This is a genomic window from Mycobacterium sp. TY815, from assembly GCF_030755135.1.
Taxonomy (GTDB): domain Bacteria; phylum Actinomycetota; class Actinomycetes; order Mycobacteriales; family Mycobacteriaceae; genus Mycobacterium.
Genome location: NZ_JAUFRX010000001.1, coordinates 2,389,639 through 2,413,759 on the forward strand (window position 1 = coordinate 2,389,639; position 24,121 = coordinate 2,413,759).

At 66.8% G+C, this 24,121-nt stretch carries 22 protein-coding genes; 10 read left to right on the plus strand and 12 right to left on the minus strand.

All coding sequences use genetic code 11. The features are described 5' to 3' along the window. Window positions 1–31 precede the first annotated feature (31 nt). Window positions 32–1,045 carry a 3-isopropylmalate dehydrogenase gene (locus QXK92_RS09885; RefSeq protein ID WP_306241473.1) on the minus strand — a complete coding sequence of 338 codons (1,014 nt, stop codon included), beginning with the start codon at window positions 1,043–1,045 and terminating at the stop codon, window positions 32–34. Beyond that, window positions 1,042–2,628 (minus strand): phosphoglycerate dehydrogenase, encoded by a 1,587-nt coding sequence (gene serA / locus QXK92_RS09890; RefSeq protein WP_306241474.1) that lies wholly within the window; start codon window positions 2,626–2,628, stop codon window positions 1,042–1,044. The genes QXK92_RS09885 and serA overlap by 4 nt, the downstream gene beginning before the upstream one ends. Before the next feature lie 340 nt (window positions 2,629–2,968). On the opposite strand from serA, the gene QXK92_RS09895 reads away from it, so the two are divergent. The 7 genes from QXK92_RS09895 (at window position 2,969) to wrbA (ending at window position 9,883) form a co-directional block, all read left to right on the plus strand. After that, window positions 2,969–4,714, plus strand: a complete 1,746-nt coding sequence (locus tag QXK92_RS09895) for a glycosyltransferase (RefSeq protein ID WP_306244314.1) — start codon at window positions 2,969–2,971, stop codon at window positions 4,712–4,714. A 43-nt stretch (window positions 4,715–4,757) separates the two neighbouring features. Then, on the plus strand, window positions 4,758–6,188 hold the full coding sequence (locus QXK92_RS09900; RefSeq protein ID WP_306241475.1) for an NAD(P)/FAD-dependent oxidoreductase: 1,431 nt from the start codon (window positions 4,758–4,760) through the stop codon (window positions 6,186–6,188). 262 nt (window positions 6,189–6,450) lie between these two features. Then, window positions 6,451–6,684: a hypothetical protein gene (locus QXK92_RS09905; RefSeq protein ID WP_306241476.1), complete on the plus strand. Its 234-nt coding sequence runs from the start codon at window positions 6,451–6,453 to the stop codon at window positions 6,682–6,684. 2 nt (window positions 6,685–6,686) lie between these two features. Next, the gene (locus QXK92_RS09910) at window positions 6,687–7,844 is read left to right on the plus strand and encodes a hypothetical protein (RefSeq protein WP_306241477.1); all 1,158 of its coding nucleotides are present in this window, start codon (window positions 6,687–6,689) and stop codon (window positions 7,842–7,844) included. A gap of 71 nt (window positions 7,845–7,915) precedes the next feature. After that, a complete protein-coding gene (locus tag QXK92_RS09915) occupies window positions 7,916–8,332 on the plus strand; it encodes a hypothetical protein (RefSeq protein ID WP_306241478.1) in 417 nt (138 codons plus the stop codon). A 253-nt stretch (window positions 8,333–8,585) separates the two neighbouring features. Continuing rightward, window positions 8,586–9,002 (plus strand): hypothetical protein, encoded by a 417-nt coding sequence (locus tag QXK92_RS09920; RefSeq protein WP_306241479.1) that lies wholly within the window; start codon window positions 8,586–8,588, stop codon window positions 9,000–9,002. A 284-nt stretch (window positions 9,003–9,286) separates the two neighbouring features. Beyond that, window positions 9,287–9,883: an NAD(P)H:quinone oxidoreductase gene (wrbA, locus tag QXK92_RS09925; RefSeq protein WP_306241480.1), complete on the plus strand. Its 597-nt coding sequence runs from the start codon at window positions 9,287–9,289 to the stop codon at window positions 9,881–9,883. 167 nt (window positions 9,884–10,050) lie between these two features. On the opposite strand, the gene ilvC is transcribed toward wrbA, so the two are convergent. From ilvC to QXK92_RS09940, 3 genes are read right to left on the minus strand one after another with little or no spacing between them, the layout of a single operon-like run. After that, a complete protein-coding gene (ilvC, locus tag QXK92_RS09930; protein ID WP_065048084.1) occupies window positions 10,051–11,052 on the minus strand; it encodes a ketol-acid reductoisomerase in 1,002 nt (333 codons plus the stop codon). A gap of 51 nt (window positions 11,053–11,103) precedes the next feature. Beyond that, entirely contained in the window at window positions 11,104–11,619 is a 516-nt protein-coding gene (gene ilvN / locus QXK92_RS09935; protein ID WP_306241481.1) for an acetolactate synthase small subunit, read from the minus strand. Beyond that, window positions 11,619–13,436, minus strand: coding sequence for an acetolactate synthase large subunit (locus QXK92_RS09940; protein ID WP_306244316.1), 1,818 nt, complete (start codon window positions 13,434–13,436; stop codon window positions 11,619–11,621). The genes ilvN and QXK92_RS09940 overlap by 1 nt, the downstream gene beginning before the upstream one ends. Window positions 13,437–13,847: 411 nt before the next feature. On the opposite strand from QXK92_RS09940, the gene QXK92_RS09945 reads away from it, so the two are divergent. Then, on the plus strand, window positions 13,848–14,186 hold the full coding sequence (locus QXK92_RS09945) for a PH domain-containing protein (protein ID WP_371934204.1): 339 nt from the start codon (window positions 13,848–13,850) through the stop codon (window positions 14,184–14,186). Window positions 14,187–14,360: 174 nt separating this feature from the next. On the opposite strand, the gene QXK92_RS09950 is transcribed toward QXK92_RS09945, so the two are convergent. Next, window positions 14,361–15,203: a DoxX family protein gene (locus QXK92_RS09950; RefSeq protein ID WP_306241483.1), complete on the minus strand. Its 843-nt coding sequence runs from the start codon at window positions 15,201–15,203 to the stop codon at window positions 14,361–14,363. 436 nt (window positions 15,204–15,639) lie between these two features. Here QXK92_RS09950 and QXK92_RS09955 point away from each other — a divergent pair, with 436 nt between their 5' ends. Continuing rightward, entirely contained in the window at window positions 15,640–16,761 is a 1,122-nt protein-coding gene (locus QXK92_RS09955; RefSeq protein WP_306241484.1) for a sorbosone dehydrogenase family protein, read from the plus strand. A gap of 97 nt (window positions 16,762–16,858) precedes the next feature. Here the strand turns inward: QXK92_RS09955 and QXK92_RS09960 are convergent, their stop codons facing one another. The 6 genes from QXK92_RS09960 to gatC all read right to left on the minus strand — a co-directional run bounded on the left by QXK92_RS09960 (window position 16,859) and on the right by gatC (window position 23,214). Continuing rightward, window positions 16,859–17,392, minus strand: a complete 534-nt coding sequence (locus tag QXK92_RS09960; protein ID WP_306244318.1) for a flavin reductase family protein — start codon at window positions 17,390–17,392, stop codon at window positions 16,859–16,861. A 103-nt stretch (window positions 17,393–17,495) separates the two neighbouring features. Beyond that, window positions 17,496–19,004, minus strand: a complete 1,509-nt coding sequence (gatB, locus tag QXK92_RS09965; protein WP_306241485.1) for an Asp-tRNA(Asn)/Glu-tRNA(Gln) amidotransferase subunit GatB — start codon at window positions 19,002–19,004, stop codon at window positions 17,496–17,498. A gap of 35 nt (window positions 19,005–19,039) precedes the next feature. Continuing rightward, complete coding sequence (locus tag QXK92_RS09970) at window positions 19,040–19,975, minus strand: MinD/ParA family protein (RefSeq protein WP_371934151.1); 936 nt, start codon at window positions 19,973–19,975, stop codon at window positions 19,040–19,042. Window positions 19,976–20,303: 328 nt separating this feature from the next. Then, window positions 20,304–21,335 carry an ATP-dependent 6-phosphofructokinase gene (locus QXK92_RS09975; RefSeq protein ID WP_055576467.1) on the minus strand — a complete coding sequence of 344 codons (1,032 nt, stop codon included), beginning with the start codon at window positions 21,333–21,335 and terminating at the stop codon, window positions 20,304–20,306. 98 nt (window positions 21,336–21,433) lie between these two features. Next, window positions 21,434–22,918 (minus strand): Asp-tRNA(Asn)/Glu-tRNA(Gln) amidotransferase subunit GatA, encoded by a 1,485-nt coding sequence (gene gatA / locus QXK92_RS09980; RefSeq protein WP_306241486.1) that lies wholly within the window; start codon window positions 22,916–22,918, stop codon window positions 21,434–21,436. Then, on the minus strand, window positions 22,915–23,214 hold the full coding sequence (gene gatC, locus QXK92_RS09985; RefSeq protein WP_065134441.1) for an Asp-tRNA(Asn)/Glu-tRNA(Gln) amidotransferase subunit GatC: 300 nt from the start codon (window positions 23,212–23,214) through the stop codon (window positions 22,915–22,917). The genes gatA and gatC overlap by 4 nt, the downstream gene beginning before the upstream one ends. Window positions 23,215–23,361: 147 nt before the next feature. Here gatC and QXK92_RS09990 point away from each other — a divergent pair, with 147 nt between their 5' ends. Continuing rightward, window positions 23,362–24,018 carry an amino acid-binding protein gene (locus tag QXK92_RS09990; RefSeq protein ID WP_306241487.1) on the plus strand — a complete coding sequence of 219 codons (657 nt, stop codon included), beginning with the start codon at window positions 23,362–23,364 and terminating at the stop codon, window positions 24,016–24,018. Window positions 24,019–24,121 lie beyond the last annotated feature (103 nt).

The following is a 24,121-nucleotide window of genomic DNA, read 5'->3' on the forward strand; positions in this document are numbered from 1 at the left end:
CCGACCCGGGTGTTGCCGCCCGGGCTCGAAACTAGAGCCCGGCTGCAATCCGTTCGCCGACAACGCTGGTGGCAGGCCGTTCGTCCCCGCGAGTCGCCAGGTAGGCCGCGACCGCACGATCCACCCGGGCAGCCGCCTCGTCCTCGCCAAGATGGGCCAGCAGCAGCGCCACCGACATGATCGCTGCGGTCGGATCGGCGATGCCCTGCCCGGCGATGTCCGGAGCGCTGCCGTGCACCGGCTCGAACATCGACGGGTTGGTCCGGGTCGCGTCGATGTTGCCGCTGGCGGCCAGGCCGATACCCCCACACACGGCCGCGGCCAGGTCGGTGATGATGTCGCCGAACAGGTTGTCGGTGACGATCACGTCGAACCGCCCGGGGTCGGTGGCCAGGAAGATCGTCGCCGCGTCGACGTGCTGGTAGGCGACCTCGACGTCGGGGTACTGCTCGCCGATCTCCTGCACGGTCCGAAGCCAGAGTCCCCCGGCGAAGGTCAGCACGTTGGTCTTGTGCACCAGCGTCAAGTGCTTGCGCCGTCTCATCGCGCGCTCGAACGCGTCGGTCACCACCCGGCGCACCCCGTACGCGGTGTTAACGCTGACCTCGGTGGCCACCTCGTGGGGGGTGCCGACGCGGATTGCGCCGCCGTTGCCGGTGTAGGGCCCCTCGGTGCCCTCACGCACCACGACGAAGTCGATGTCGGGGTTTCCGGCCAGCGGGCTCGTCACACCCGGGTACAGCCGGGCCGGACGCAGATTGACGTGATGGTCGAGCTCGAAGCGCATGCGCAGCAACAGCCCCCGCTCCAACACACCGCTGGGGACCGACGGGTCACCGATCGCGCCGAGCAGGATGGCGTCATGCTGGCGCAGTTCGGGCACCACCGATTCCGGCAGCACTTCACCGGTGGCGTGGAAGCGGCGGGCACCCAGGTCGTACTCGGTCTTCTCAACACCGGGCAAGACGACGTCGAGGACCTTGATGGCCTCGGCAATGACCTCCGGACCGATCCCGTCGCCGGCGATGACGGCGAGCTTCGTCACGAGAAATCAACCACTTCGAGCTTGTTCGCGCCCACCGACTCGGTGATGGCCGAGCGCACGTCGGCCGGCACGTCCTGGTCCAGCCTTAGAACAACGGTGGCGCTCGGGCCCTCGGTGTCCTCGGACAACTGCGCGGCCTGGATGTTCACCCCGGCCGCCCCGAGCAGCGTCCCGATCTTGCCCAGCGCGCCGGGCTGGTCGGCGTAGTTGATCACCAGGTTGATGCCCTCGGCGCGCAGGTCGTAGCTGCGGCCATTGATCTGCACGATCTTCTCCACCAGCTGCGGCCCGGTCAGCGTTCCCGCGACGTTGACGACCGAGCCGTCCGAGCCGACGGCCCGAACGTCCACCACGCTGCGGTGGTTGGGGCTTTCGGTGGCCTTGCTGATCTCGGCCGTGACGCCGCGTTCGGCGGCCAGCGCGGGGGCGTTGACGAAGGTGACGGCGTCTTCGATGACGGCGGAGAACAGGCCGCGCAGCGCCGACAGCTTCAGCACCTCGACATCCTCGGCGGCCAACTCACCGCGCACCTGCACCGACAGGGATGCGGGCAGCTCGTCGGACAGCGCGGCCGCCAGCACGCCGAGCTTGCGCACCAGGTCGAGCCACGGCGCCACCTCTTCGTTGACCACGCCGCCACCGATGTTGACGGCGTCCGGGACGAATTCGCCGGCCAGCGCCAGTCGCACGCTCTCGGCGACGTCGGTGCCGGCCCGGTCCTGCGCCTCGGCCGTCGAGGCGCCCAGGTGCGGCGTGACGACCACCTGCGGCAGCTCGAACAACGGGCTGTCGGTGCAGGGCTCGGTGGCGAACACGTCGAGACCCGCCCCGCGGACGTGGCCGCTGGTGATGGCTTCGGCGAGGGCAGCCTCGTCGATCAGACCGCCGCGGGCGGCATTGACGATGATGACGCCGGGCTTGGTCTTGGCCAGCGCCTCCTTGCCGATCAGACCGGCGGTCTCCGGGGTTTTGGGCAGGTGCACCGAGATGAAGTCGGCGCGTTCCAGCAGCTCGTCGAGCGGCAGCAGTTCGATGCCCAGCTGGGCGGCGCGGGCGTGCGACACGTACGGGTCGTAGGCGACCAGATGAGCTCCGAAGGCGGCGATCCGCTGGGCGACCAGCTGGCCGATGCGGCCCAGACCCACCACACCGACGGTCTTGCCGAAGATCTCGGTGCCGGAGAATTTGGACCGCTTCCAGGTGTGCTCGCGCAACGTGGCGTCGGCGGCCGGGATCTGGCGGGATGCGGCCAGCAGCAGGGCGATCGCGTGCTCAGCGGCGCTGTGGATGTTGGACGTGGGCGCGTTGACTACCAGCACGCCGCGCGCGGTGGCGGCGTCGACGTCGACGTTGTCCAGGCCGACGCCGGCACGAGCGACGATCTTCAGTTTGGGGGCGGCGGCGAGTACCTCGGCGTCGACGGTGGTGGCCGACCGCACCAGCAGAGCGTCCGCCTCGGGCACCGCGGCCAGCAGCTTCTCGCGGTCGGGACCGTCTACCCAGCGCACCTCGACCTGGTCTCCCAGGGCAGCGACGGTTGATTGAGCGAGTTTGTCGGCGATCAAAACAACAGGCAAGTTCACGCGGACAGCGTAGTCGGGGATCGCGAGCCCGACGGAGTCGGGCGCTGCGGGTCCCCGCCATCACACCCCGCGGGGATCGCGAGCGCGGCGGAGCCGGGCGAAGCGGGTCCCCGCCATCAGGGCCCGCGGGGATCGCGAGCCCGACGGAGTCGGGCGCTGCGGGTCCCCGCCATCCGGGCCCGCGGGGATCGCGAGCCCGACGGAGTCGGGCGCTGCGGGTCCCCGCCATCAGAACCAGCGGTGCGACGATGCGGGCCGTCCGGGCCCGCTGAGGAGCGCCCGCGCCGCTGAGTACTATCCGGCCGTGTCCTCCCTCGTACGCCCGGCGATCTGCGTCAACATGATCGTCCGCAACGAGGCGGCGATCGTCAAGGAAACCCTGGACGACATCGCGCGGTACATCAGTGCATGGGTGATCGTGGACACCGGCTCCGACGACGGGACCCAGTCCGTCATCCGCGATCACATGGCCCGCCTTGGCATTCCCGGGGAGCTCCATGAGCGCCCGTGGCGCGATTTCGGGCACAACCGGTCCGAGGCGTTGACCCTTGCCCAGGGCCACGGCGACTACATCTGGGTCCTCGACGCCGACGACAAGGTGATGGGCGACCTCGATTTCGGCCAGTTGGGCAAAGATCTCTACCAGCTCCGCTATCGCCAAACCTCGAATGTCTTCTGGCGGCCCAACCTCTTCCGCGACGGGTTGCCGGTCCGCTACGCAGGCGTGGTCCATGAAGACGTCATCGTCGACTCCGATTTCAGTCACGACCGACTCGACGGTGACTACTACATCGATTCTCGCCGCCTCGGAGCACGCAACCGCAATCCGCAGCAGAAATACGAGAGCGACCGCGACCTGCTGCTGGCCGAGATCGAGCGCAATCCTGATGATGCGCGGTCGGTGTTCTATCTGGCGCAAAGTTATTTTGACTTAGGCGATTTCGACAACGCGCGCAAGTGGTATCAGCGCCGGGTCGATATGGGCGGATGGGTCGAGGAGACCTACCAATCGATGTACCGAGTCGCGGAGTCGATGTGGTCGATGGGTGCGCCCTGGCCGGAGGTAGAGAGCGCCTACCTGAGGGCCTGGGAATTCCGGCCGACCCGCGCGGAACCGTTGTACGCCATCGCTTATCGCTACCGTCTCGACGAGCGCTACCGGCTCGGCTATCTGTTCGCCAAGCACGCCGCCGAGATCCCGTTTCCCACTGAGGACACATTTCTTGTCGGTGCGGATACCTACACCTGGGGTGCGCTGGACGAGGCTGCCGTCTGCGCATCGTGGATCGGCGAGCACGCCGAGGCGGTCGCGCTCTGGCGGCGAGCCCTGGCCCGGCCCGGCCTTCCCGCAGAGGATCGGCAACGGATCTCCGCCAACTGCGACAACAGCGCGCCAAGGATTTTCGAAGCCGCCGCCTCTTACCCCGGTGAGCTGGCGCTGCACCTGGCAGGCCACCGTCGCGACGCCGAGGTGGTGCTCAGCCTGATCGCGGGGCCGGATCGCGACCGCACCGAGGCGACGCTGAACTCATTTCTGAACTGCTGCAACGACTTATCGCGGATCGGCCGCTATCTGGTGGTCGATGCGCGCCTGCCTGCGGCCGATCGAGCGGAATTGCTCGAACGGTATCCGTTTCTGGAGTTCTGTCCGATCACCGACAGAGAGTCTGCGGGAACCCTTTTGTCTCAGATCCGCGACCAGATCTACGGACGGTTCTGGCTGCACCTGGGGCACGGCGGGCAGTTCTATGCCCAGGAGCGCTTGATCACCCGCCTGACGAGCGTGTTCGAGGCTGAGGAGAACGTTTACCAGGTGGCGGTCAACTTCGCCGACGCGGACGGGCTGATCGGTACGAGCGCGACCGATGACGTGGTGTCGCGCGCGCCCGGCGCTGGACGCTATGTAGTTAGCGGGCAAGTGGCGCACGGTCCGGCAATGTTCGACACCGCCCGACTCGATCGCATCGGGGGTGTCCGTGCCGACGCCCCCGATCCGCTCGCCGAACTGGGCCGACGGGCCGCCGCGGCCGGGCTCGCGACCGCCACCCTCGACGAGGTGTTGTGCGTCATGTCCGGCCTGAACTAGGTGCGGAATTCCCTTCGACGACGTCGTCGGCTGTAATTCACAGATGGACGTCACCGTCGTCGGCAGCGGACCAAACGGGCTCGCCGCGGCCGTCATCTGTGCCCGCGCGGGATTGAAAGTGCAGGTCCTCGAGGCCCAGCCGACCTTCGGCGGGGGCGCACGCAGCGCGGCCGATCTCGAATTTCCCGGAGTTCTGCACGACATCTGCTCGGCGGTGCACCCGCTGGCACTGGCGTCGCCGTTCTTCGCCGAGTTCAATCTCACCGCACGCGGGGTCCAGCTGGCCGTGCCCGAGATCTCATACGCCAACCCGTTGCCGGGACGGCCGGCGGCCGTCGCGTACAGGGATTTAGAGCGAACCTGCGCCGAACTGGACGCCGGTGAGCCATGGCGGCGCTTTCTCGGGCCGCTCGTGTCCCACGCGGACGCGGTCGTGGCCTTCCTGCTCGGCGACAAACGATCGTTGCCCAGAGATTTGCCGACGGTTGTCCGCCTCGGGTTGCGGATGCTGACGCAGGGCACCCCGGCGTGGGGCGCACTGGCCGGCGAGGATGCCCGCGCCTTGTTCACCGGCGTTGCAGCGCATGCGATTACACCGCTGCCGTCGCTGGCCTCGGCAGGCGCGGGACTGATGCTCGCGACGCTCGCTCACGCGGTGGGCTGGCCGATCCCGGTGGGCGGCACTCAGGTTATCTCCGACACGCTGATCGCCGACCTGCGCGCGCACGGAGGCGAGATCGCGGCCGGCGTTGAGGTCACCGAGGCGCTCGACGGAGTCGCGGTTTACGACACCGCGCCGACCACCCTGCTGGACGTTTACCGTCACTCGATTCCACACCGATACGCTAATGCATTGCGCCGCTATCGATTTGGCTCCGGAGCGGCCAAGGTGGATTTCGTGCTGAGCGAGGACATCCCGTGGTCGGATCCGCGGCTCAACCAAGCGCCAACCCTCCATCTCGGCGGCACGCGCGAGCAGATGGTGCAGGCCGAGGCGGACATCGCGGCCGGCCATCACGCCGCCGCACCAATGATCCTCGGCGCGCTGCCACACATCACCGACCCCAGTCGGATAGACGACCAAGGGCGACGGCCGTTCTGGACCTACGCGCATGTGCCCGCCGGATCTACCGAGGACGCAACCGAAGCGGTAACCCGAGTAGTGGAAGGATTCGCGCCGGGCTTCCGCGACATCGTGGTGGCGGCCCGCAGCGTGCCGGCCGCACGCATGAGCGATCACAACGCTAATTACGTCGGCGGTGATATCAGCGTGGGCGGCAACTCGGCTTTGCGTGCACTCGCCGGCCCCACTCCGCGGGTAAACCCTTGGAGCACACCGATTCCCAAGGTGTATCTGTGTTCGGCGGCCACCCCGCCGGGTGCGGGCGTGCATGGGATGGCCGGCTACTACGCGGCGCGGACGCTGTTGCGGCGTGAGTTTGGGATCCGGGAGATGCCGAGTCTGGCTCCGTGATTCGCCCAGACCGGATGGCACCGAAGTGATGCATGCACCGCATCCAAGATGTGACTCGAGCGGACGCTTGCCCCGGTCATAAATGGTCGACGTCGCGGGGTGCCCATCGTTGTGCGCCCGCTCCTTTTGAATCGAGCGGTTCAGCCGATCCCACTGGTGAAGTGCGAGCGTCGAAGAGGGTGGCTAAGCTGCCGCCGTGCAGCCGCATTTCCGCGTCGATCCCGGTGCTCTCCGGACTCTGAGCACCCGATGGGGCGCGTTGGTGGACGACCTTAACGAGACGACGGCGCCGACGCGGCTGGGTTTGTCGTGTCAGGCCAGCGCTGCAGCAGTCAGCGGCGCCTACGGCGATGTCACAGCTCTTTCAGCGGCGCTGGCCGCTCGTGTGAACCTGCGGGCCAGTTACGTCGCCGAGGCTGAGACTGGCTACCTCGCCAACGAGGCCGCTTCAGCGAACATGCTGGCCGCTGTGGCGCCGCCGACGATCCGCGTCTAGCAATGTCCGGGGTCACCGTGTTTCCCGCCCTTGCGCAGCTAACGGCCTGGCCCACCGAACATCTGACCGAGGCCGCCGACCACTGGGAGGCTGTCGCCCGGCGCTGCTACGGGGTCGCCAACCAGGTCTGGCGAGACGCGCTATCAGTGAATTGGCAAGGCGCAGCAGCCGATTTGCTGCGCAACGAGACGCATTCCGACATGCTCACCACCAGCGCAGCGGCCGATCAGTTGCATGAGGCGGCCAAGGTGGCCCGCAGTGGAGCCTCAGACTTGTATGCGTCGCGCTCGCGGGTGCGTTACGCGGTCGAGGATGCCCGCACCGCCGGATTCGATGTCGGCGAAGACCTGTCGGTCACCGACCGCTCCAGGAGCGGGTCGACCGCGCAGCGCCTTGCCCGCCAAGCCCAAGCGCAAGCCTTCGCCGGCGAAATCCGCCAGCGTGCCGCTCAACTGGTCAGACTCGATCAGCACGTGGCCGATCACATCACCGCTTCTGTAGTTGGCATCCGCCACACCTTCCCATCGATGCCTGCCCGCGCTGTGCCGCCAAATCAAAGCCGCGTCCAAGCCGTCGACCACCACTGGAAACAGGACCCAACACCGGCACCCACGCCTGAGTCAGGACCGCCAAACGGCCCAACTGCCGACGATATCCGCCGAGTGCTGGACAAACTCCCACAAGGTGAAAATCCACGGGTCAGGGAAGTCCGTTCACCGGCGGATCTCGAGAACCTGTGGCAGTGGGCCCAACAAAACGGGGTGGAAATCCCGAACGGCTACGGCGATCCCAGCAAAGGCACTAGATATCGGCTTCCTGATGGTACAACGATTGGGCAACGCTGGGCTGCCGAGTCGACCGGACAGCCCGTCATTGATGTCCGCTACCCGAGCAAGGGTGACTACACAAAGGTGCACCTAAACCCCAGGGGCGGCGTGCCGGACATTCCCGCACCCCCCAGGGTAGCGCCACCCGCCCGCACACCGGTCGAACCCCCAACCGCCACGCCGGCGCCCAGCCGCGCACCGCCAATAATCGGTATCGGCCCGGTACCGCCAGAATCCGTCCCCCACCCTGTTCACCCACCCTACAGCCACCACGGACCCCCGGTGTTGGGCAAAGACGAGCTAGGTGACCTAGACGAATTCACCCCGGGATGACGCCAATGCTGGTGACTCCCCTCGTCCTGCAACCACGACAGCCCAACCACAGTGCCCAAGCATGGAGAATCATGACGCAACCCGATCAGAACAGGCACGCAGAGAGCCAGCCTGCGTCGACCGTACAAGACAGGCTGCGCGCCGAGCTGCTCACCAGTGCGCTCTACGATCTGGTGCCGCTGGCGGAGGTGGAATCGGTGATCATCCACGACAACCTCGCTGCAACCCTTTCGGCCCGACAAGAGTTGGCTTTGCGAACCATCCGATCGCTGTTGGAAGACGAGCTCATGCAACTCGGGGATTTGCCCTACCCGGGCGAAAAGTTCGCAGGATGGGATCTCTCGACGGACGCCGCCATGGACCGCGTCCACGATCTCTTCGTCGGCAAGTACGAACAACCTGATCTTTGGGAATTTGCGGTCTGGCTGGGACTGACTCCCGCTGGAGAACAACAAGCCCACAGGCTCAGGGGTGAAGCAACCGATTAGCTAACAGTCGGCATAGGCGTCAACGGCATGAGCGGGACAACTCGATGCTGAAATCGGCCAACGTTCCGTGACCAGCCGGCACCAGGTGGTCCGGGCGGCGGGCCTGCACGGCGCCGCGCCGAGCTAGATGTGGCGGTGAAGCAGCCGAGTGTGCACAGTGCCTATCCGCACCAGCGAGCTTCCGCAATGCCGTTGACTTTCCCTGGTGCCGAAACCGCCACAGCCCAAACACATTTCCCAGGTACGGAGAATCATGACTCAACCCGATCAGGACGGGCACACAGAGAGCCAGCCTGCGTCAACCGCACAAGACAGGCTGCGCGCCGAGCTGCTCACCAGTGCGCTCTACGATCTGGTGCCGCTGACGGAGGTGGAATCGGTGATCATCCACGACAACCTCGCTGCAACCCTTTCGGCCCGACAAGAGTTGGCTTTGCGAACCATCCGATCGCTCTTGGAAGGCGAGCTCATGCAACTCGGGGACCTTCCCTACCCGGGCGAAAAGTTCACAGGATGGGATCTCTCGATCGACGCCACCATGGACCGCGTCTACGATCTCTTCGTTCGGCACTACGACGAGCGCGCGTTGTGGGACCTTACGATCTGGCTGGGACTTACTCCCGCCGGAGAACGCCAAGCCCACCGGCTCAGAGGTGAAGCAGCCGATTAACTGCCAGGCGGCATGCACGTCAACGGCATGAGCCATCGGCTGGCCGGAATTCGCTCACCGTCCATCGCAATCAACGACCGCGGTGCCCGCGCACATGCCCGGCTCCCTGCAGTCGCTCATGGCGCATCGAGTGAATCCACAACCGCTCAGAAGATTCCGGTGATGACGCGCACCAGGTCCGGTAGGGAAACATTTCGCTGGATTCGCCAGGACCATCCGCTTTACGTCTCTTGCCTACTCACGCGAACCAACACCTCACACATAGCCACACCTAGGCTGGCATCATGACCAAACTCGCGATCATCTACTACTCCGCGACCGGGCACGGCACCTCCATGGCGCAGCGCGTCGCTGCGGCAGCCGAAGCCGCGGGCGCCGAAGTCCGGATCCGGCATGTCGCTGAAACCCGCGACCCGGCGTCGTTCGCTCACAATCCGGCCTGGACGGCGAATTACGAAGCAACAAAGGATCTTCCGGCTGCCACCGGTGAGGACATCGAGTGGGCCGACGCGGTGATCTTCGGCTCCCCCACCCGGTTCGGCTCGGTCGCCTCGCAGCTCCGTGACTTCCTGGACGGGCTCGGCGGGCTATGGGCCGCAGGCAAACTCGCCGACAAGGTATACGCCGGGTTCACCTCGTCGAACACCCTGCACGGGGGCCAAGAGACCACGCTGCTGACGCTCTACGTCACGCTCATGCACTTCGGCGGCATCATCGTGCCACCCGGGTACACCGACCCGTTGAAGTTCGTCGACGGCAATCCCTATGGGGCGAGCCTGGTTTCGACGCACGACAACATCAGCGAGTTCGACTCAGCCACGGGCGACGCGCTGGATCATCTGGCGCGGCGGGTGGTTCAGACCGCCGGTCGCCTCGCCTGATCCCAGCGCGACACTGAACCTACGCACACGACACGCCGCGGAACGTGTGCGTAGGTGCAATCTGGGCGAACGCCGGTGGCCAGCTCGCCGAAGCCCCGCGCGAAGAGACGCAAAATCCCCTTGGAACGCGCGTTCCAAGGGGATTTTGCGTCTGCTCGGCCTAGAAACTAGGCCGTCTCTGTGATGGGGCGGTCGACCCAGCTCATCAGGTCACGCAGCTTCTTACCGGTGACCTCGATCGGGTGCTCGGCGTTCTCCTTACGCAACTGCTCGAGCTGCTTGTTGCCACCCTCGACGTTGGCCACCAGCTTCTTGACGAAGTCGCCATTCTGGATGTCGCGCAGGATCTCCCGCATCCGTTCCTTGGTGCCGGCGTCGATGACGCGCGGGCCGGACAGGTAGCCACCGAACTCCGCGGTGTCGGACACCGAGTAGTTCATCCGGGCGATGCCACCCTCGTACATCAGGTCGACGATCAGCTTGAGCTCGTGCAGCACCTCGAAGTACGCCATCTCCGGCGGGTAGCCCGCCTCGACCATCACGTCGAAGCCGGTCTTCACCAATTCCTCAGTGCCACCGCACAACACGGCCTGCTCACCGAACAGGTCGGTCTCGGTCTCGTCCTTGAAGGTGGTCTTGATGACGCCCGCGCGGGTGCCGCCGATCGCCTTGGCGTAGGACAGCGCCAGTGCCTGGCCGTTGCCGGTCGGGTCCTGCTCGACGGCGATCAGCGCGGGCACCCCCTTGCCGTCGACGAACTGACGGCGCACCAGGTGACCGGGGCCCTTGGGGGCGACCATCGCGATGGTGACGTCGGCGGGCGGCTTGATCAGGCCGAAGTGAATGTTGAGGCCGTGGCCGAAGAACAGCGCGTCGCCGGCCTTCAGGTTGGGCTCGATGTCGTTGGTGAAGATCTCGGCCTGCGCGGTGTCCGGCGCCAGCAGCATGATCACGTCGGCCCACTTGGCCACCTCGGCCGGGGTGTCGACGGTCAGGCCTTGCTCCTCGACCTTGGCCCGGGACTTCGAACCCTCCTTCAGTCCCACACGAACCTCGACGCCGGAGTCACGCAGGCTCAGCGAGTGGGCGTGGCCCTGGCTGCCGTAACCGATCACGCCGACCTTGCGGCCCTGGATGATCGACAGATCTGCGTCGTCGTCGTAGAACATCTCTAATGCCTGCGGCACGGGTATTACTCCTTCTTTTTTAGCAGCGAAAAACTATTTGGCGGTGCCGATGCCACGCGGCCCGCGGGCCATCGACACCACACCCGATTGCACAATCTCGCGGATACCGAACGGCTCCAAGACCCGCAGCAGGGCCTCCAGCTTGCCGCGGTTGCCGGTGGCCTCCACCGTCAGCGACTCTGGCGAGACGTCGATCACGTTGGCGCGGAACAGGTTCACGGCCTCGATGACCTGGCTACGGGTGCCGGCGTCGGCGCGTACCTTGATCAGCGCCAACTCCCGGTCCACCGAATTGTCGACGTCCTGCTCGACGATCTTGATCACGTTGATCAGCTTGTTGAGCTGCTTGGTGATCTGCTCGAGCGGCGTCGCCTCGGCGGAGACCACGATGGTCATCCGAGACATATCCTTCTGTTCGGTGGCACCGACCGCCAGGGATTCGATGTTGAACCCGCGCCGGGAGAACAGTGCCGCTACGCGGGCGAGCACACCCGGCTTGTCCTCGACCAGAACCGAAAGTGTGTGCGTCTTAGGCGAACCGCTTGTCATCAGGCGTGCCCTTCGGTGATGTCGTCGAACAGGGGGCGGATGCCGCGCGCGGCCTGGATCTCGTCGTTGCTGGTGCCCGCGGCGACCATCGGCCAGACCTGCGCGTCGGCGCCGACGATGAAGTCGATCACCACCGGGCGGTCGTTGATCTCGCGCGCCCGGTTGATCATCTCTTCGACGTCTTCCTCACGCTCGCAACGCATTCCGACACACCCCAGCGCCTCGGCCAGCTTCACGAAATCGGGAATCCGGTGCGAGTGGGTGGCCAGGTCGGTCTGCGAGTAACGCTCTTCGTAGAACAGCGTCTGCCATTGGCGCACCATGCCCAGGTTGCCGTTGTTGATCAGCGCGACCTTGATCGGGATGCCCTCGATGGCGCAGGTAGCCAGCTCTTGATTGGTCATCTGGAAGCAGCCGTCGCCGTCGATCGCCCAGACCTCGGTGTCGGGCAGCGCGATCTTGGCACCCATGGCCGCCGGAATCGCGAAGCCCATGGTGCCCAGACCACCGGAATTCAGCCAGGTGCGCGGCTTTTCGTACTTGATGAACTGCGCGGCCCACATCTGGTGCTGACCGACGCCCGCCACGTAGATGGCGTCCGGGCCGGCGATCTGGCCCAGCTTTTCGATCACGAATTCCGGTCCCAGACTGCCGTCGCTCTGCGGGTCGTAGCTCAGCGGGTAGGTCTTGCGGACACCCTCCAGGTAATCCCACCACTCGGTCATGTCGAGGTTGCCGGGTGTGTCGTAATGCCGCAGCATCTCGATCAGGTCGGTGATGACGTTCTTGACGTCACCCACGATCGGCACGTCGGCGTGCCGATTCTTGCCGATCTCGGCGGGGTCGATGTCGGCATGAATGACTTTGGCCTCGGGCGCGAAGGATTCGAGCTTGCCGGTCACCCTGTCGTCGAAGCGGGTACCCAGCGCGATCAGCAGGTCGCTGCGTTGCAGCGCCGCCACCGCGCCCACCGTGCCGTGCATGCCGGGCATACCCATATTCAACCGGTGGCTGTCCGGGAAGGCACCCCGCGCCATCAGCGTCGTCACCACCGGGATGCCGGTCAGCTCGGCCAGTTGCAGGAGTTCCTGGGTCGCCTCGCCGCGGATGATGCCGCCACCGACGTACAGCACCGGCTTCTTCGCGGCCGCGATCAGCTTGGCGGCCTCCCGGATCTGCCGATTGTGCGGCTTGGTGTTCGGCTTGTAGCCGGGCAGCTCCATGCGCGGTGGCCAGCTGAAGGTGCACTGGCCCTGCAGGACGTCCTTGGGGATGTCGACGAGAACCGCGCCGGGGCGCCCGGATGCCGCGATGTGGAAGGCCTCGGCAATCACCTGGGGGATCTCGTCGCCCGTGCGGACCAGGAAGTTGTGCTTGGTGATCGGCATCGTGATGCCGGAGATGTCGGCCTCCTGGAAGGCGTCGGTCCCGATCAGCTGCCGGCCGACCTGGCCGGTGATCGCGACCACCGGGATGGAGTCCATCTGCGCGTCGGCGAGCGGGGTGACCAGGTTGGTGGCGCCGGGACCCGACGTCGCCATGCACACGCCGACCCGGCCGGTCGCGTGCGCGTAGCCGCTGGCCGCGTGACCGGCGCCCTGCTCATGGCGCACCAGAACGTGACGCAGCTGCTGGGAGTCGAACAGCGGGTCATACACCGGCAGTACCGCGCCGCCCGGGATGCCGAAGATGATGTCGACGCCGAGCGCCTCCAGCGACCGGATGACCGCCTGCGCGCCGGTAAGTTGGTGCGGGGCAATGCGTTTCGGTTGGCCAGTGGCCGGCTTGGCGGCTGCCTTCCCGGCATCCGAGGCGATTTCGGCGGCCTCTTGTGAAGCGGGCGTCGCGGCCGGAGCCGGTGGCTTGGTGGGTGCGCTCACGGTTTCCTCTTCGGTATTTTTCGGCTGTGGCGTCTCGGGGCAAGAAAAAACCCCCGCCAGCTGGGCTGCTGTACGAGGGCTGCGTTGGTGCTCGATAGAGCTAGTCAGGCACCAACGCGCCGACTAATTACTACGAGCATTCCAGACTGCATAATGCTCGACGGTAGCCTTCGCACTGCTCAACCGTCAAATCCGGTCCGCTGAGAGCGTTGACTCTGCGTTGTGGGCGGCGACACGCCCAGGTTCCTCACCCTCAGCGCAGGGTCAACACGTCGGCCGCAGGAATCCGGTCGGTGCAATGATGCGAGGGTGGTTACCGAGTCACCCGTCGTCATCAAACTGTCGCCGATGGCGCATATCGCCGTCGGGTTTCTGACCCTGTGCCTGCTGGTTCCGGTGACGGCCTTCCCGCTCAGCGCACCGATCCTGGTGATTCCGGTGTTGTTGTCCGCGTTGATCATCCGGTTCCGGACGGTTGCCGACGACCGGGGAGTGACGGCGCGAACGCTGCTGGGCAGCCAGACGGTGGCCTGGGAAGACATCGACGGGTTGCGGTTCCATCGGGGTAACTGGGCCCGCGCGCACCTGAAAAACGGCTCCGAACTGCGCTTACCCGCAGTGACCTTCGCGACCCTGCCGCAACTCACCGAGGCCAGCTCGGGGCGGGTGCCCAACCCCTATCGCTGATGTGCCCAGCGGTGATCGCAAGCCCGGCGAAGCCGGGCGCCGCGGGTCACCGCCATCAAGCCCAGCGGTGATCGCAAGCCCGGCGAAGCCGGGCGCCGCGGGTCACCGCCATCAAGCCCAGCGGTGATCGCAAGCCCGGCGCGCCGGGCGCCGCGGGTCGCCACCGGCCGCCCGTCAGGCCAGCGGGTTCACTCCATTGAGCAGCACCCAGACGCAGATCCCGGCGGCGATACCGGCCAGCAACGCAACGAACGAGCCGATGAACGGCCGGTGCGCCCAGCCTCGTCCCGCGTCCAGGCCGTAACGACCGGGCCCGGCCAGGATGACAGCGACCGCCATGACGATCAGGCTGAGCTGGTATTCGTGGCCGTCCGGCAGGAAGTACGTAAAGGTGTGGGTGCGAGGCCGTGCCGAGGCCGAGGCCAGCAGACCGTTGATCAAGAAAGCCAGCGCGCCGGCTGCGGCGATCGGGGTGAACAGCCCCAGCACCAGCAGTACGCCCGCGACGATCTCACCCCCGGCACTGACGTAGGCCAGGACATCGGCGTGGTTAAAGCCGATCTCAGACAGCGAGTTCCGGAACCCGTTAACCCCGGATCCGCCCCACCAACCGAACAGTTTCTGCAGCCCGTGCGCGATCAGCACCGCACCGAGCCCGACCCGCAGTACCAGCAGCCCGAAGTTCTGGGTGCCGCGCCGCCCGGCGGCGCGCAACCGCTCGTCTTCCTCGTCGAAGTCGACGGCTGCGGGAGCGGCCGGAATCTGCCGGCTGGTCGGCTGCGGCTGCACGTACGGCAGCGGCTCCTGGGCGTCCGCCAAGTTGTAGGACGAGCCGCCCGTATGCGGTTCGTAAGGCGGGATGATCGTGGTGGTTCCGGTGTTGGCGAAGTTGCCCGAGTATCCGGCCGGAGTCAGGTCGTCTTCGGGGTCGACCAGGCTTGCCGAGGCGGGACGGCTGGAAGTTGGCACTGCGGGACTGTCCGGCCGCTGCCAATGCGATTCATTCGAACTGGTCACTCGTGTCAGGGTAAGGGCAATTGCGCCTGAAGCTGGGATTTGAGCGGCGCTTTGGCCCGTTAAATCCGCAGTTCGGCCACTGAAATGTTCCGGTAGACCCCTGAACCGACCCGATATCGGCGAAACGGCGGCATTTCGGCAGCCCCGTCGCGGCCACGCTTCGGACCGTCCACCCGGCCGCCGCGACTGCCGCGATGACCCCACGAGCCAGGCGTGACTTACCGGCTCCGGCCCTGCCCGCCACCAGCGCCACCCCCCGCACAGCCGTGTCGGCGATCGAGCGTGTGATCGCTTCGATCTCCTCGTGCACTTTGCTGCGCAGCCGACGGAATGCGCGTGCAGCTAGCCCTTCGACGAGCGCGCATCGTTGCGGTAACACGCCGCGGACTCGGCGGCAGGTGGCGGCCCTCCTCGCCGATTCCGTAGCCTGTCGGTCATGCGGATAAGGCGGTCGGTTCGGTGCGCGCTGGCTGCGCTGTGTGCGGCGGTGCTGGTGTCGAGCGGCTGCGCACGGTTCAACGACGCCCAGTCGCAGCCGTTCACGACCAACCCGGAGCTGAAGCCGCAACCCAGCTCCACGCCTCCCCCGCCGCCGCCGTTGCCGCCGACGCCCTTTCCGAAGGCGTGCCCGGCACCAGGGGTGATGCAGGGGTGCCTGGAAAGCACCAGCGGCCTGATCATGGGCGTCGACAGCAAGACCGCGCTGGTGGCCGAGCGGACCACCGGCGCCGTCAAGGAAATCTCGGTCAGCGCCGAACCCAAGGTCAAGATGGTCATCCCGGTCGACCCGTCCGGCGACGGCGGCCTGATGGACATCGTGCTGTCGCCCACGTTCTCCCAGGACCGGCTGATGTACGCCTACATCAGCACCCCCACCGACAACCGCGTCATCCGCATCGCCGAAGGCGACGTCCCCAAAGACATCCTGACCGGAATCCCCAAAGGCGCCACCGGCAATACCGGTGCGCTGATCTTCACCACCCCCACCACCCTGGTGGTGATGACCGGCGACGCCGGCAACCCCGCCATGGCGGCCGACCCGAGGTCACTGGCCGGCAAGGTGCTGCGTATCGAGCAGCCCACCACCCTGGGCCAGGCGCCGCCGACGACGGCGTTGTCGGGCGTCGGCTCGGGCGGGGGCATGTGCATCGATCCCGTCGACGGATCGCTGTACGTCGCGGACCGCACGCCGGGCGCCGACCGGTTGCAGCGCATCACGAAGAAATCTGAGGTCTCCACCGTGTGGACGTGGCCGGACAAGCCCGGCGTCGCCGGGTGCGCGGCCATGGACGGCACGGTCCTGGTCAACCTGATCAACACCAAGCTGACGGTGGCGGTGCGGCTGGCCCCGAAGACGGGAGCGGTGACCGGGGAGCCGGATGTGGTCCGCAAAGACACTCACGCGCACGCCTGGGCGCTGCGGATGTCACCGGACGGAAACGTCTGGGGCGCGACGGTGAACAAGACCGCAGGTGATGCCGAGAAGCTCGACGACGTGGTGTTCCCGCTGTTCCCGCAGGGCGGTGGATTCCCGCGCAACAACGACGACAAGATGTAGCGGCGCTTCCAAGCGAGCAGACACAAAATGTCCATGGAGCGCGCGTTCCAGGGCGAGTTCACGTCTGCTCGCCGGACGGAAGAGGCTGCCCAGGGCCTCAGAAGGGTGCGTCGAGGGTGAACCTCATGCCGTACTTCGGTTTCGCCTCGCTGCGCTCCCCGCTGTACAGCCGCTGCGGCGCCTCCTGACCCGGTTCGTAGTCGTCGTCGAGGTCGGACAGGTACAACAGCTCGTCGGCGCTTTCCGGAGCCCAGGTGGCGACGGGCTCCAATAGATAGGCCACATGGTCGGCGACGGGGCTGCGGCTCACCGTCCGGCCGACGAACCAGGCTGCGGCATCGTCGAGGATCGGCATTCCCAGGGGCCCGGCGCGCCAGGAGCAGTGCGTGAACGGGTCGTCCGGGCAGTTGCCGAACAACTCGGCCAGCACGTGCTGACCGCGCGGCAGCACGTGCACCGCCAGGTACTCCGACCGGCTGCCGACCTCATGGGTGCCACTGCTGAACGGCAGGCCGACCATGAAGCTGGGCGGCTGCACGCTGGTCTGGGTGCCGAAGGCGACCAGGCAGCCCGACGGAACACCATCGGCCGCGGTGGTCACCACGAACACCGGAGAGTCCAGCATCGACATCAGGTCGTCGAACGGTTCACCGATCACTCCACCATGATGGGTCCGCCGGAGCCGCCGCGGGCTCTTTCCGCCCGATTTCCTACCAAGTCCTAAGCAAGGCGCGTCAGGACTGCCCGCAGGCCGCCAGCACCAGCTCACGCACCCGCGCCGCGTCGGCCTGCCCGCGGGTGGCTTTCATGACCGCACCCACGATCGCGCCGGCCGCAGCCACCTTGCCGCCCCGAATCTTCTCTGCCACATCAGGATTGGCTGCCAGCGCCTCGTCAACCGCGGCCTGGGTGAGCGAATCGTCGCGCACCAGCGCCAGGCCACGCGCCGTCATCACCGCTTCCGGCTCGCCCTCTCCGGCCAGCACGCCTTCGACGACCTCACGCGCCAGCTTGTTGGACAGCTTGCCCTGGTCCACCAGGGCGATCACCTCCGCGACCTGTGCCGGGCTGATGGCCAGTTCGTCCAGGCTTATACCGGCCTCGTTCGCCTTCTGCAGCAAGAAGTTTCCCCACCACGAGCGAGCGTCTTTGCTGGCCGCTCCGTTCTTGACGGTTTCGGCGATCAATTCGACCGCACCGGCGTTGACGAGGTCGCGCATCACTTCGTCGGAGAAACCCCACTCCTGCTGAATCCTCTTGCGGCTCAGCCACGGAAGCTCGGGGATGCTTTGGCGCAGCCGCTCCACCAGCTCGCGGCTCGGCGCGACGGGCTCGAGGTCCGGCTCCGGGAAATAGCGATAGTCCTGAGCGGTTTCCTTCGCCCGGCCGGGACTGGTGTAACCGGACTCGTGGAAATGCCTGGTCTCCTGGACAATCGAGCCACCAGAAACCAAAACCGCTGCCTGGCGCTGCATTTCGTATCGGACCGCGACCTCGACGCTCTTGAGCGAGTTGACGTTCTTGGTCTCGGTTCGGGTGCCGAATTCGCCTGCGCCCTTGGGCATCAGCGACACGTTCGCGTCGCAGCGCATCGAGCCCTGGTCCATCCGCACGTCGGACACGTCCAGCGCGCGCAACAGGTCCCGCAGCGCGGTCACGTAGGCCCGCGCGATCTGCGGGGCCCGCTCGCCGGCGCCCACGATGGGCTTGGTGACGATCTCGATCAGCGGCACCCCGGCCCGGTTGTAGTCGATCAACGACGTGGTCGCGCCGTGGATTCGCCCCGTCTCACTGCCGATATGGGTGAGCTTGCCCGTGTCCTCCTCCATGTGGGCGCGCTCGATCTCCACCCGCCAGGTGGTGCCGTCCTCCAGCGGCGCCTCGAGATATCCGTTGATGGCGATCGGCTCGTCGTACTGGGAGATCTGGTAGTTCTTCGGCATGTCCGGGTAGAAGTAGTTCTTCCGCGCGAACCGGCACCACTCGACGATCTCGCAGTTCAGCGCCAGACCGATCCGGATCGCCGACTCGACCGCGACCTGGTTGAGCACCGGGAGCGAACCGGGTAGCCCCAGGCATACCGGGCACACCTGGGTGTTGGGTTCGCCGCCGAACGTATTGGTGCAGCCGCAGAACATCTTGGTGGCGGTGGACAGCTCGACATGGACTTCGAGCCCCAGCACCGGATCAAATCGTTCGATGACCTCGTCGTATTCGAGCAGGTCAGCCCCAGCTACCGTCATAGGCATCGATCCTAGTGGTGCTGGTGCGGCCCCTCTCAGGACGGCCGTTGCGGGAACGTGCGGGCCACCGCGGCCGCCATCTCCAGGTAGCAGCGCCGGCTTTCCCTGCTCAACCGGTCCAGCCCGATCTCCGTGCCCTGGTGCACGTGCCGGTCGAACGGGAGCGCCACCGTGGCTGCGACATACGCCGACAGGTCGTCGATTCCTTTGGCGGCCAAGGTGCTGGGCTTGGTCCGCTCGATGTGGTTGACGACCAGCACCGTCGACTCGAGCAACTTCCGATACCCGTTGCTGCGCAACCATTCCAGCGCGATATGCGTCTTCTGAACGGCATCGATCGACGTGCTGGTGACCACCACGAGCGCCCGGGACTCCGGCAGCACCGCCTCCATCACGCCGGACTTCAGCGTCTTGGGGCAGTCCACCAGCACCAGCGAGTAGTGGCTCCGCAGGATCGAGAACGCCTTGACGAAATCCTGACGACTGATGTCCCAGTGACTGGTGGCGTAGTCCGGGGGTCCCAGCACTTCCAGGCCCGAACTGTTCATGTACGTGTGCGCCCGCACATCGGCGTAGCGTGCCACCGACCTGTCGGTGAGCAGGTCGGCCAGGCTCAGCGGGTGGCGGCGGCCATGCCGGTCCGACAGGTCGCCGGCGTCGGTGTCGACGGCGATGACGCGGTCGGAGCGGATACTGGCGAAGGTCGAGCCGAGCGACTCGACGACCGCTGTCTTGCCGACACCGCCCTTGAGGTTCACGACGGCGATGCAGTGCGCACCGCCTACCGGGGTGCGGATCTGATCGCACAGGGCACTCTCGTAGGCCGCTTCCCGGCCCTGCCCCAGATCCAGGCCGGTGTAGCGCTGCACCGTGTCCCGCCAGTTCCGCCGCGCCGGCGCTTCGGGTTCGATCGCGTCCAGCGCAATGCCGCCCGGTACCGGCCCGCGGGGCGACGGGCGCACCACGGGCACCGCGGGATTCGACGCCGCTACCGAAGCAGAGGGCGGTGAGCTGCGGCTTTGTCGGGCCGGGGCCTGGGCTGGAGCCTGGGCTGGGGCTTGGGATGGGGCCTGGGGTGTGCCGTCTGAACGGAGCGGTTGGGGCACCGTGGTGGCTCCACTGTCATCGGGGGCCACCCGCCAGCGCTGAACCGGACTGCCCTGCGTCCGGGCCGGTGAAACGGGCCGCTCAAGGACTCCGCGATACGGACCGCGGTTGTTCATACTCGACGTATAGCCGATTCTTAAAAACGAAAAACCTGCCAAAAGGTGAAGGCTGGACGACCGCTGAGCCAACTCCTCAACCGAAGAAAGCGGCCGCGTCGTCGTAGCGGCTCTCGGGGACCAGCTTGAGCTGGCGAACGGCGTCGGCCAGCGGCACCCGCCCGATGTCCTGCCCGCGCAGCGACACCATCTGCCCGTACTCGCCCGCGTGCGCCGCGTCGGCAGCGTTGACGCCGAACCGGGTGGCCAGCACCCGGTCGTAGGCGGTCGGGGATCCGCCGCGCTGGACATGCCCCAGCACCGTCACCCGGACGTCCTTGTTGATGCGCTTTTCCACCTCGGCTCCGAGCTGAGCGGCCACACCGGTGAACTTCTCATGGCCGAACTCGTCCAGTCCGCCCTCCCGTAGCGCAATCGAGCCGGCGACGGGCTTGGCCCCTTCGGCGACCACGCAGATGAAGTGCGAGTCTCCACGCTGGAAACGGCGCTTGACGAGCCGGCACACCTCCTCGACGTCGAAGGGCTGTTCGGGGATCAGCGTCATATGTGCGCCGGAGGCCAGGCCCGCGTTGAGCGCAATCCAGCCGGCATGGCGGCCCATGACCTCGACCAGCATGACGCGCTGATGGGATTCGGCGGTGCTGTGCAGGCGGTCGATCGCGTCGGTGGCGACCGTCAGGGCGGTGTCGTGGCCGAAAGTCACGTCCGTGCAGTCGATGTCGTTGTCGATGGTCTTCGGAACTCCGACCACCGGCACGTTCTCCTCCGAGAGCCAGTGCGCCGCCGTCAGGGTGCCCTCGCCGCCGATCGGGATCAGGACGTCGATGCCGTTGTCGTCGAGGGTCTGCTTGACCTGATCGAGTCCGGCCCGCAGTTTGGCGGGGTTTACGCGTGCCGTCCCCAGCATCGTTCCGCCCTTGGCCAGCAATCGGTCATTGCGATCGTCGTTGCGCAGTTGCATCCGCCGGTTCTCCAGCAGCCCGCGCCATCCGTCCTGGAATCCGACCACCGACGAGCCGTAGCGGGCGTCGCAGGTGCGCACCACCGCCCGAATGACAGCATTCAGGCCGGGACAGTCACCACCGCCTGTGAGAACTCCGATCCGCATGTGCTCATCTTGCCCTGTGGCCCCCTACCTGGCGCGAGCAGACGCGAAATCGCATAGAAACCTAGGGTTTCATGCGACTTCGCGTCTGCTCGCGCTACTCAGATAGCGGTCGGCAAAGCGCCGCGGGCGGCCTCGAAAGCCGCACCCACGCGGTACAAACGGTCGTCGGCCAGCGCCGGCGCCATGATCTGCAGGCCTACTGGTAACCCGTCATCCGGCGACAGTCCCGCGGGCACCGACATCCCGCAGTGGCCCGCCAGGTTCAGCGGCAGCGTGCACAGGTCGAACAGGTACATGGCCAGCGGATCGTCGACCTTCTCCCCCAACCGGAATGCGGTGGTCGGGGTCGCCGGCGACACCAGCACATCGACGGACTTGTAAGCCTCGTCGAGGTCCCGCGCGATCAGCGTGCGGACCTTCTGCGCCTGGTTGTAATAGGCGTCGTAGTAACCGGCGGACAGGGCGTAGGTGCCGATCATGATGCGCCGCTTGACTTCCGGCCCGAAGCCGGCTGCCCGGGTCATCGCCATGACCTCTTCGGCGCTGTGGTTGCCGTCGTCGCCCACCCGCAGCCCGTAGCGCATGGCGTCGAACCGGGCCAGGTTGCTGGACACCTCCGACGGCAGGATCAGGTAGTACGCCGGCAGCGAGTAGTCGAAGTGCGGGCAGTCCACCTCACTGACCTGTGCGCCGAGTGACTTCAACTGCCCGACGGCGGATTCGAAGGCGGCCAGCACCCCGGGCTGGTAGCCCTCGCCGGTGTGCAGTTGGCGCACCACACCGACCCGCACGCCGCTGAGGTCACCGGCTGCACCCGCTTTAGCGGCGGCGACCACGTCGGGCACCTGCGCGTCGATCGAGGTGGAATCGCGGGGATCGTGGCCGGCGATCACCTGGTGCAGCAACGCGGTGTCCAGGACGGTGCGCGCGCACGGTCCGCCCTGATCCAGCGACGACGCGCAGGCGATCAGCCCGTAGCGCGACACCGTGCCGTAGGTGGGTTTGACCCCGACGGTGGCGGTCAGCGCCGCCGGCTGCCGGATGGAGCCTCCCGTGTCGGACCCGATGGCCAGCGGCGCCTGGAACGCCGCCAGCGCCGCGGCGCTGCCGCCTCCGGAGCCGCCGGGAACGCGCTCGACGTCCCACGGGTTGCGGGTTGGCCCGAAGGCGGAGTTCTCCGTCGACGAGCCCATCGCGAACTCGTCCATGTTGGTCTTGCCCAGAATCGGGATGCCCGCCGCCCGCAGCCGCGCGGTCAGCGTCGCGTCGTAGGGGGCCTGCCAGCCTTCCAGGATCTTGGAGCCGCAGGTGGTCGGCATATCGATCGTGGTGAACACGTCCTTGAGGGCCAGCGGTACCCCGGCCAGGGCCGAGGGCAGCTGGTCGCCGGCAGCCACCGCCGCGTCGACGTCGGCAGCGGCGGCCAGCGCCTGATCGGCCGCCACGTGCAGAAACGCGCCGTAGCGGTCGTCGGTCGCCGCAATCTGGTCCAGACAGGCCTGGGTCACTTCGGCCGACGAGAGCTCTTTAGCGGCGATCTTGGCGGCCAGGGTGGCGGCGTCGAGCCGGATGATGTCCGTCACTGGCTCTCCCCCAGGATCTGCGGGACGGCGAAGCGGCCGTCGACGGCCTCCGGCGCCGCCGCGAGCGCCTGTTGCTGGGTCAGGCACGGCTGCGGCTCGTCCGGACGGGTGACATTGACGTCCTTGAGCGGGTTGTCGGTGGCCTCGACGCCGGTCACGTCGACGGCCTGGATCTGGCTGACGTGGCTCAAGATGGCGTCCAGCTGACCGGCGAAACTGTCCAGCTCGGTCTCGGTCAATGCCAGCCGGGCCAGCCGGGCCAGGTGGGCCACCTCGTCACGGGAGATCTGGGACACGAGCGAAAAGCCTAACGTGCCGCGACCGTGAGGCTGGCTTCACGTTCGTCGCCCACCGTGAAGCTGGCTTCACGCTGGGCGCAAGTCAGCACCGCAGGGGCAGCGGCCGAAATGCCACCCGCGCGTCGCTGTGCAACAGTGTTGGCCGTGCCTTCCTATCTGTTGCGCATCGAGTTGGTCGACCAACCAGGCAGTCTGGGGTCACTGGCCGTCGCGCTCGGTTCGGTGGGAGCCGACATCCTGTCGCTGGATGTCGTCGAGCGCATGTCCGGGTACGCGATCGACGACCTGGTGATCGAGCTCCCCCCCGGAGCAATGCCGGACACCCTGATCACCGCCGCCGAATCGCTGCCCGGGGTTCGGGTGGACAGCGTTCGCCCGCACACCGGCCTGCTCGAGGCGCACCGCGAACTGGAACTGCTCGACCGCGTCTCGGCGGCCGGTGACAACGCGTCGCGGCTACAGGTGCTGGCCGACCAGGCGCCCAGAATCCTGCGGGTGAGCTGGTGCACGGTGCTGCGGCAGACGCAGGGCAAGCTGCAGCGGCTCGCCGGCAGCACGGGAGCACCGGAAACCCGGGCCGACTCGGCGCCCTGGCTGCCGATCGAGCACGCCCTGACGCTGGACGGCAGCGCCGACTGGGTCCCGCAGGCCTGGCGCGACATGGACACGACGATGGCCGCGGCGCCACTCGGCGACAAACACACCGCCGTGGTGCTCGGGAGGCCGGGCCCGGAATTCCGGCCATCGGAAGTGGCCCGCCTCGGCTACCTGGCCGGCATCGTCGCCACCCTGCTGCGCTGATTCGCAAATACCCCACGCAGCGAACTCGCCAGGATATATTTAAAACTTCACAGCCAGTACGAACGCGTTGTCGGGGTCGGCACCGGACCGCTTTCAGCAAATC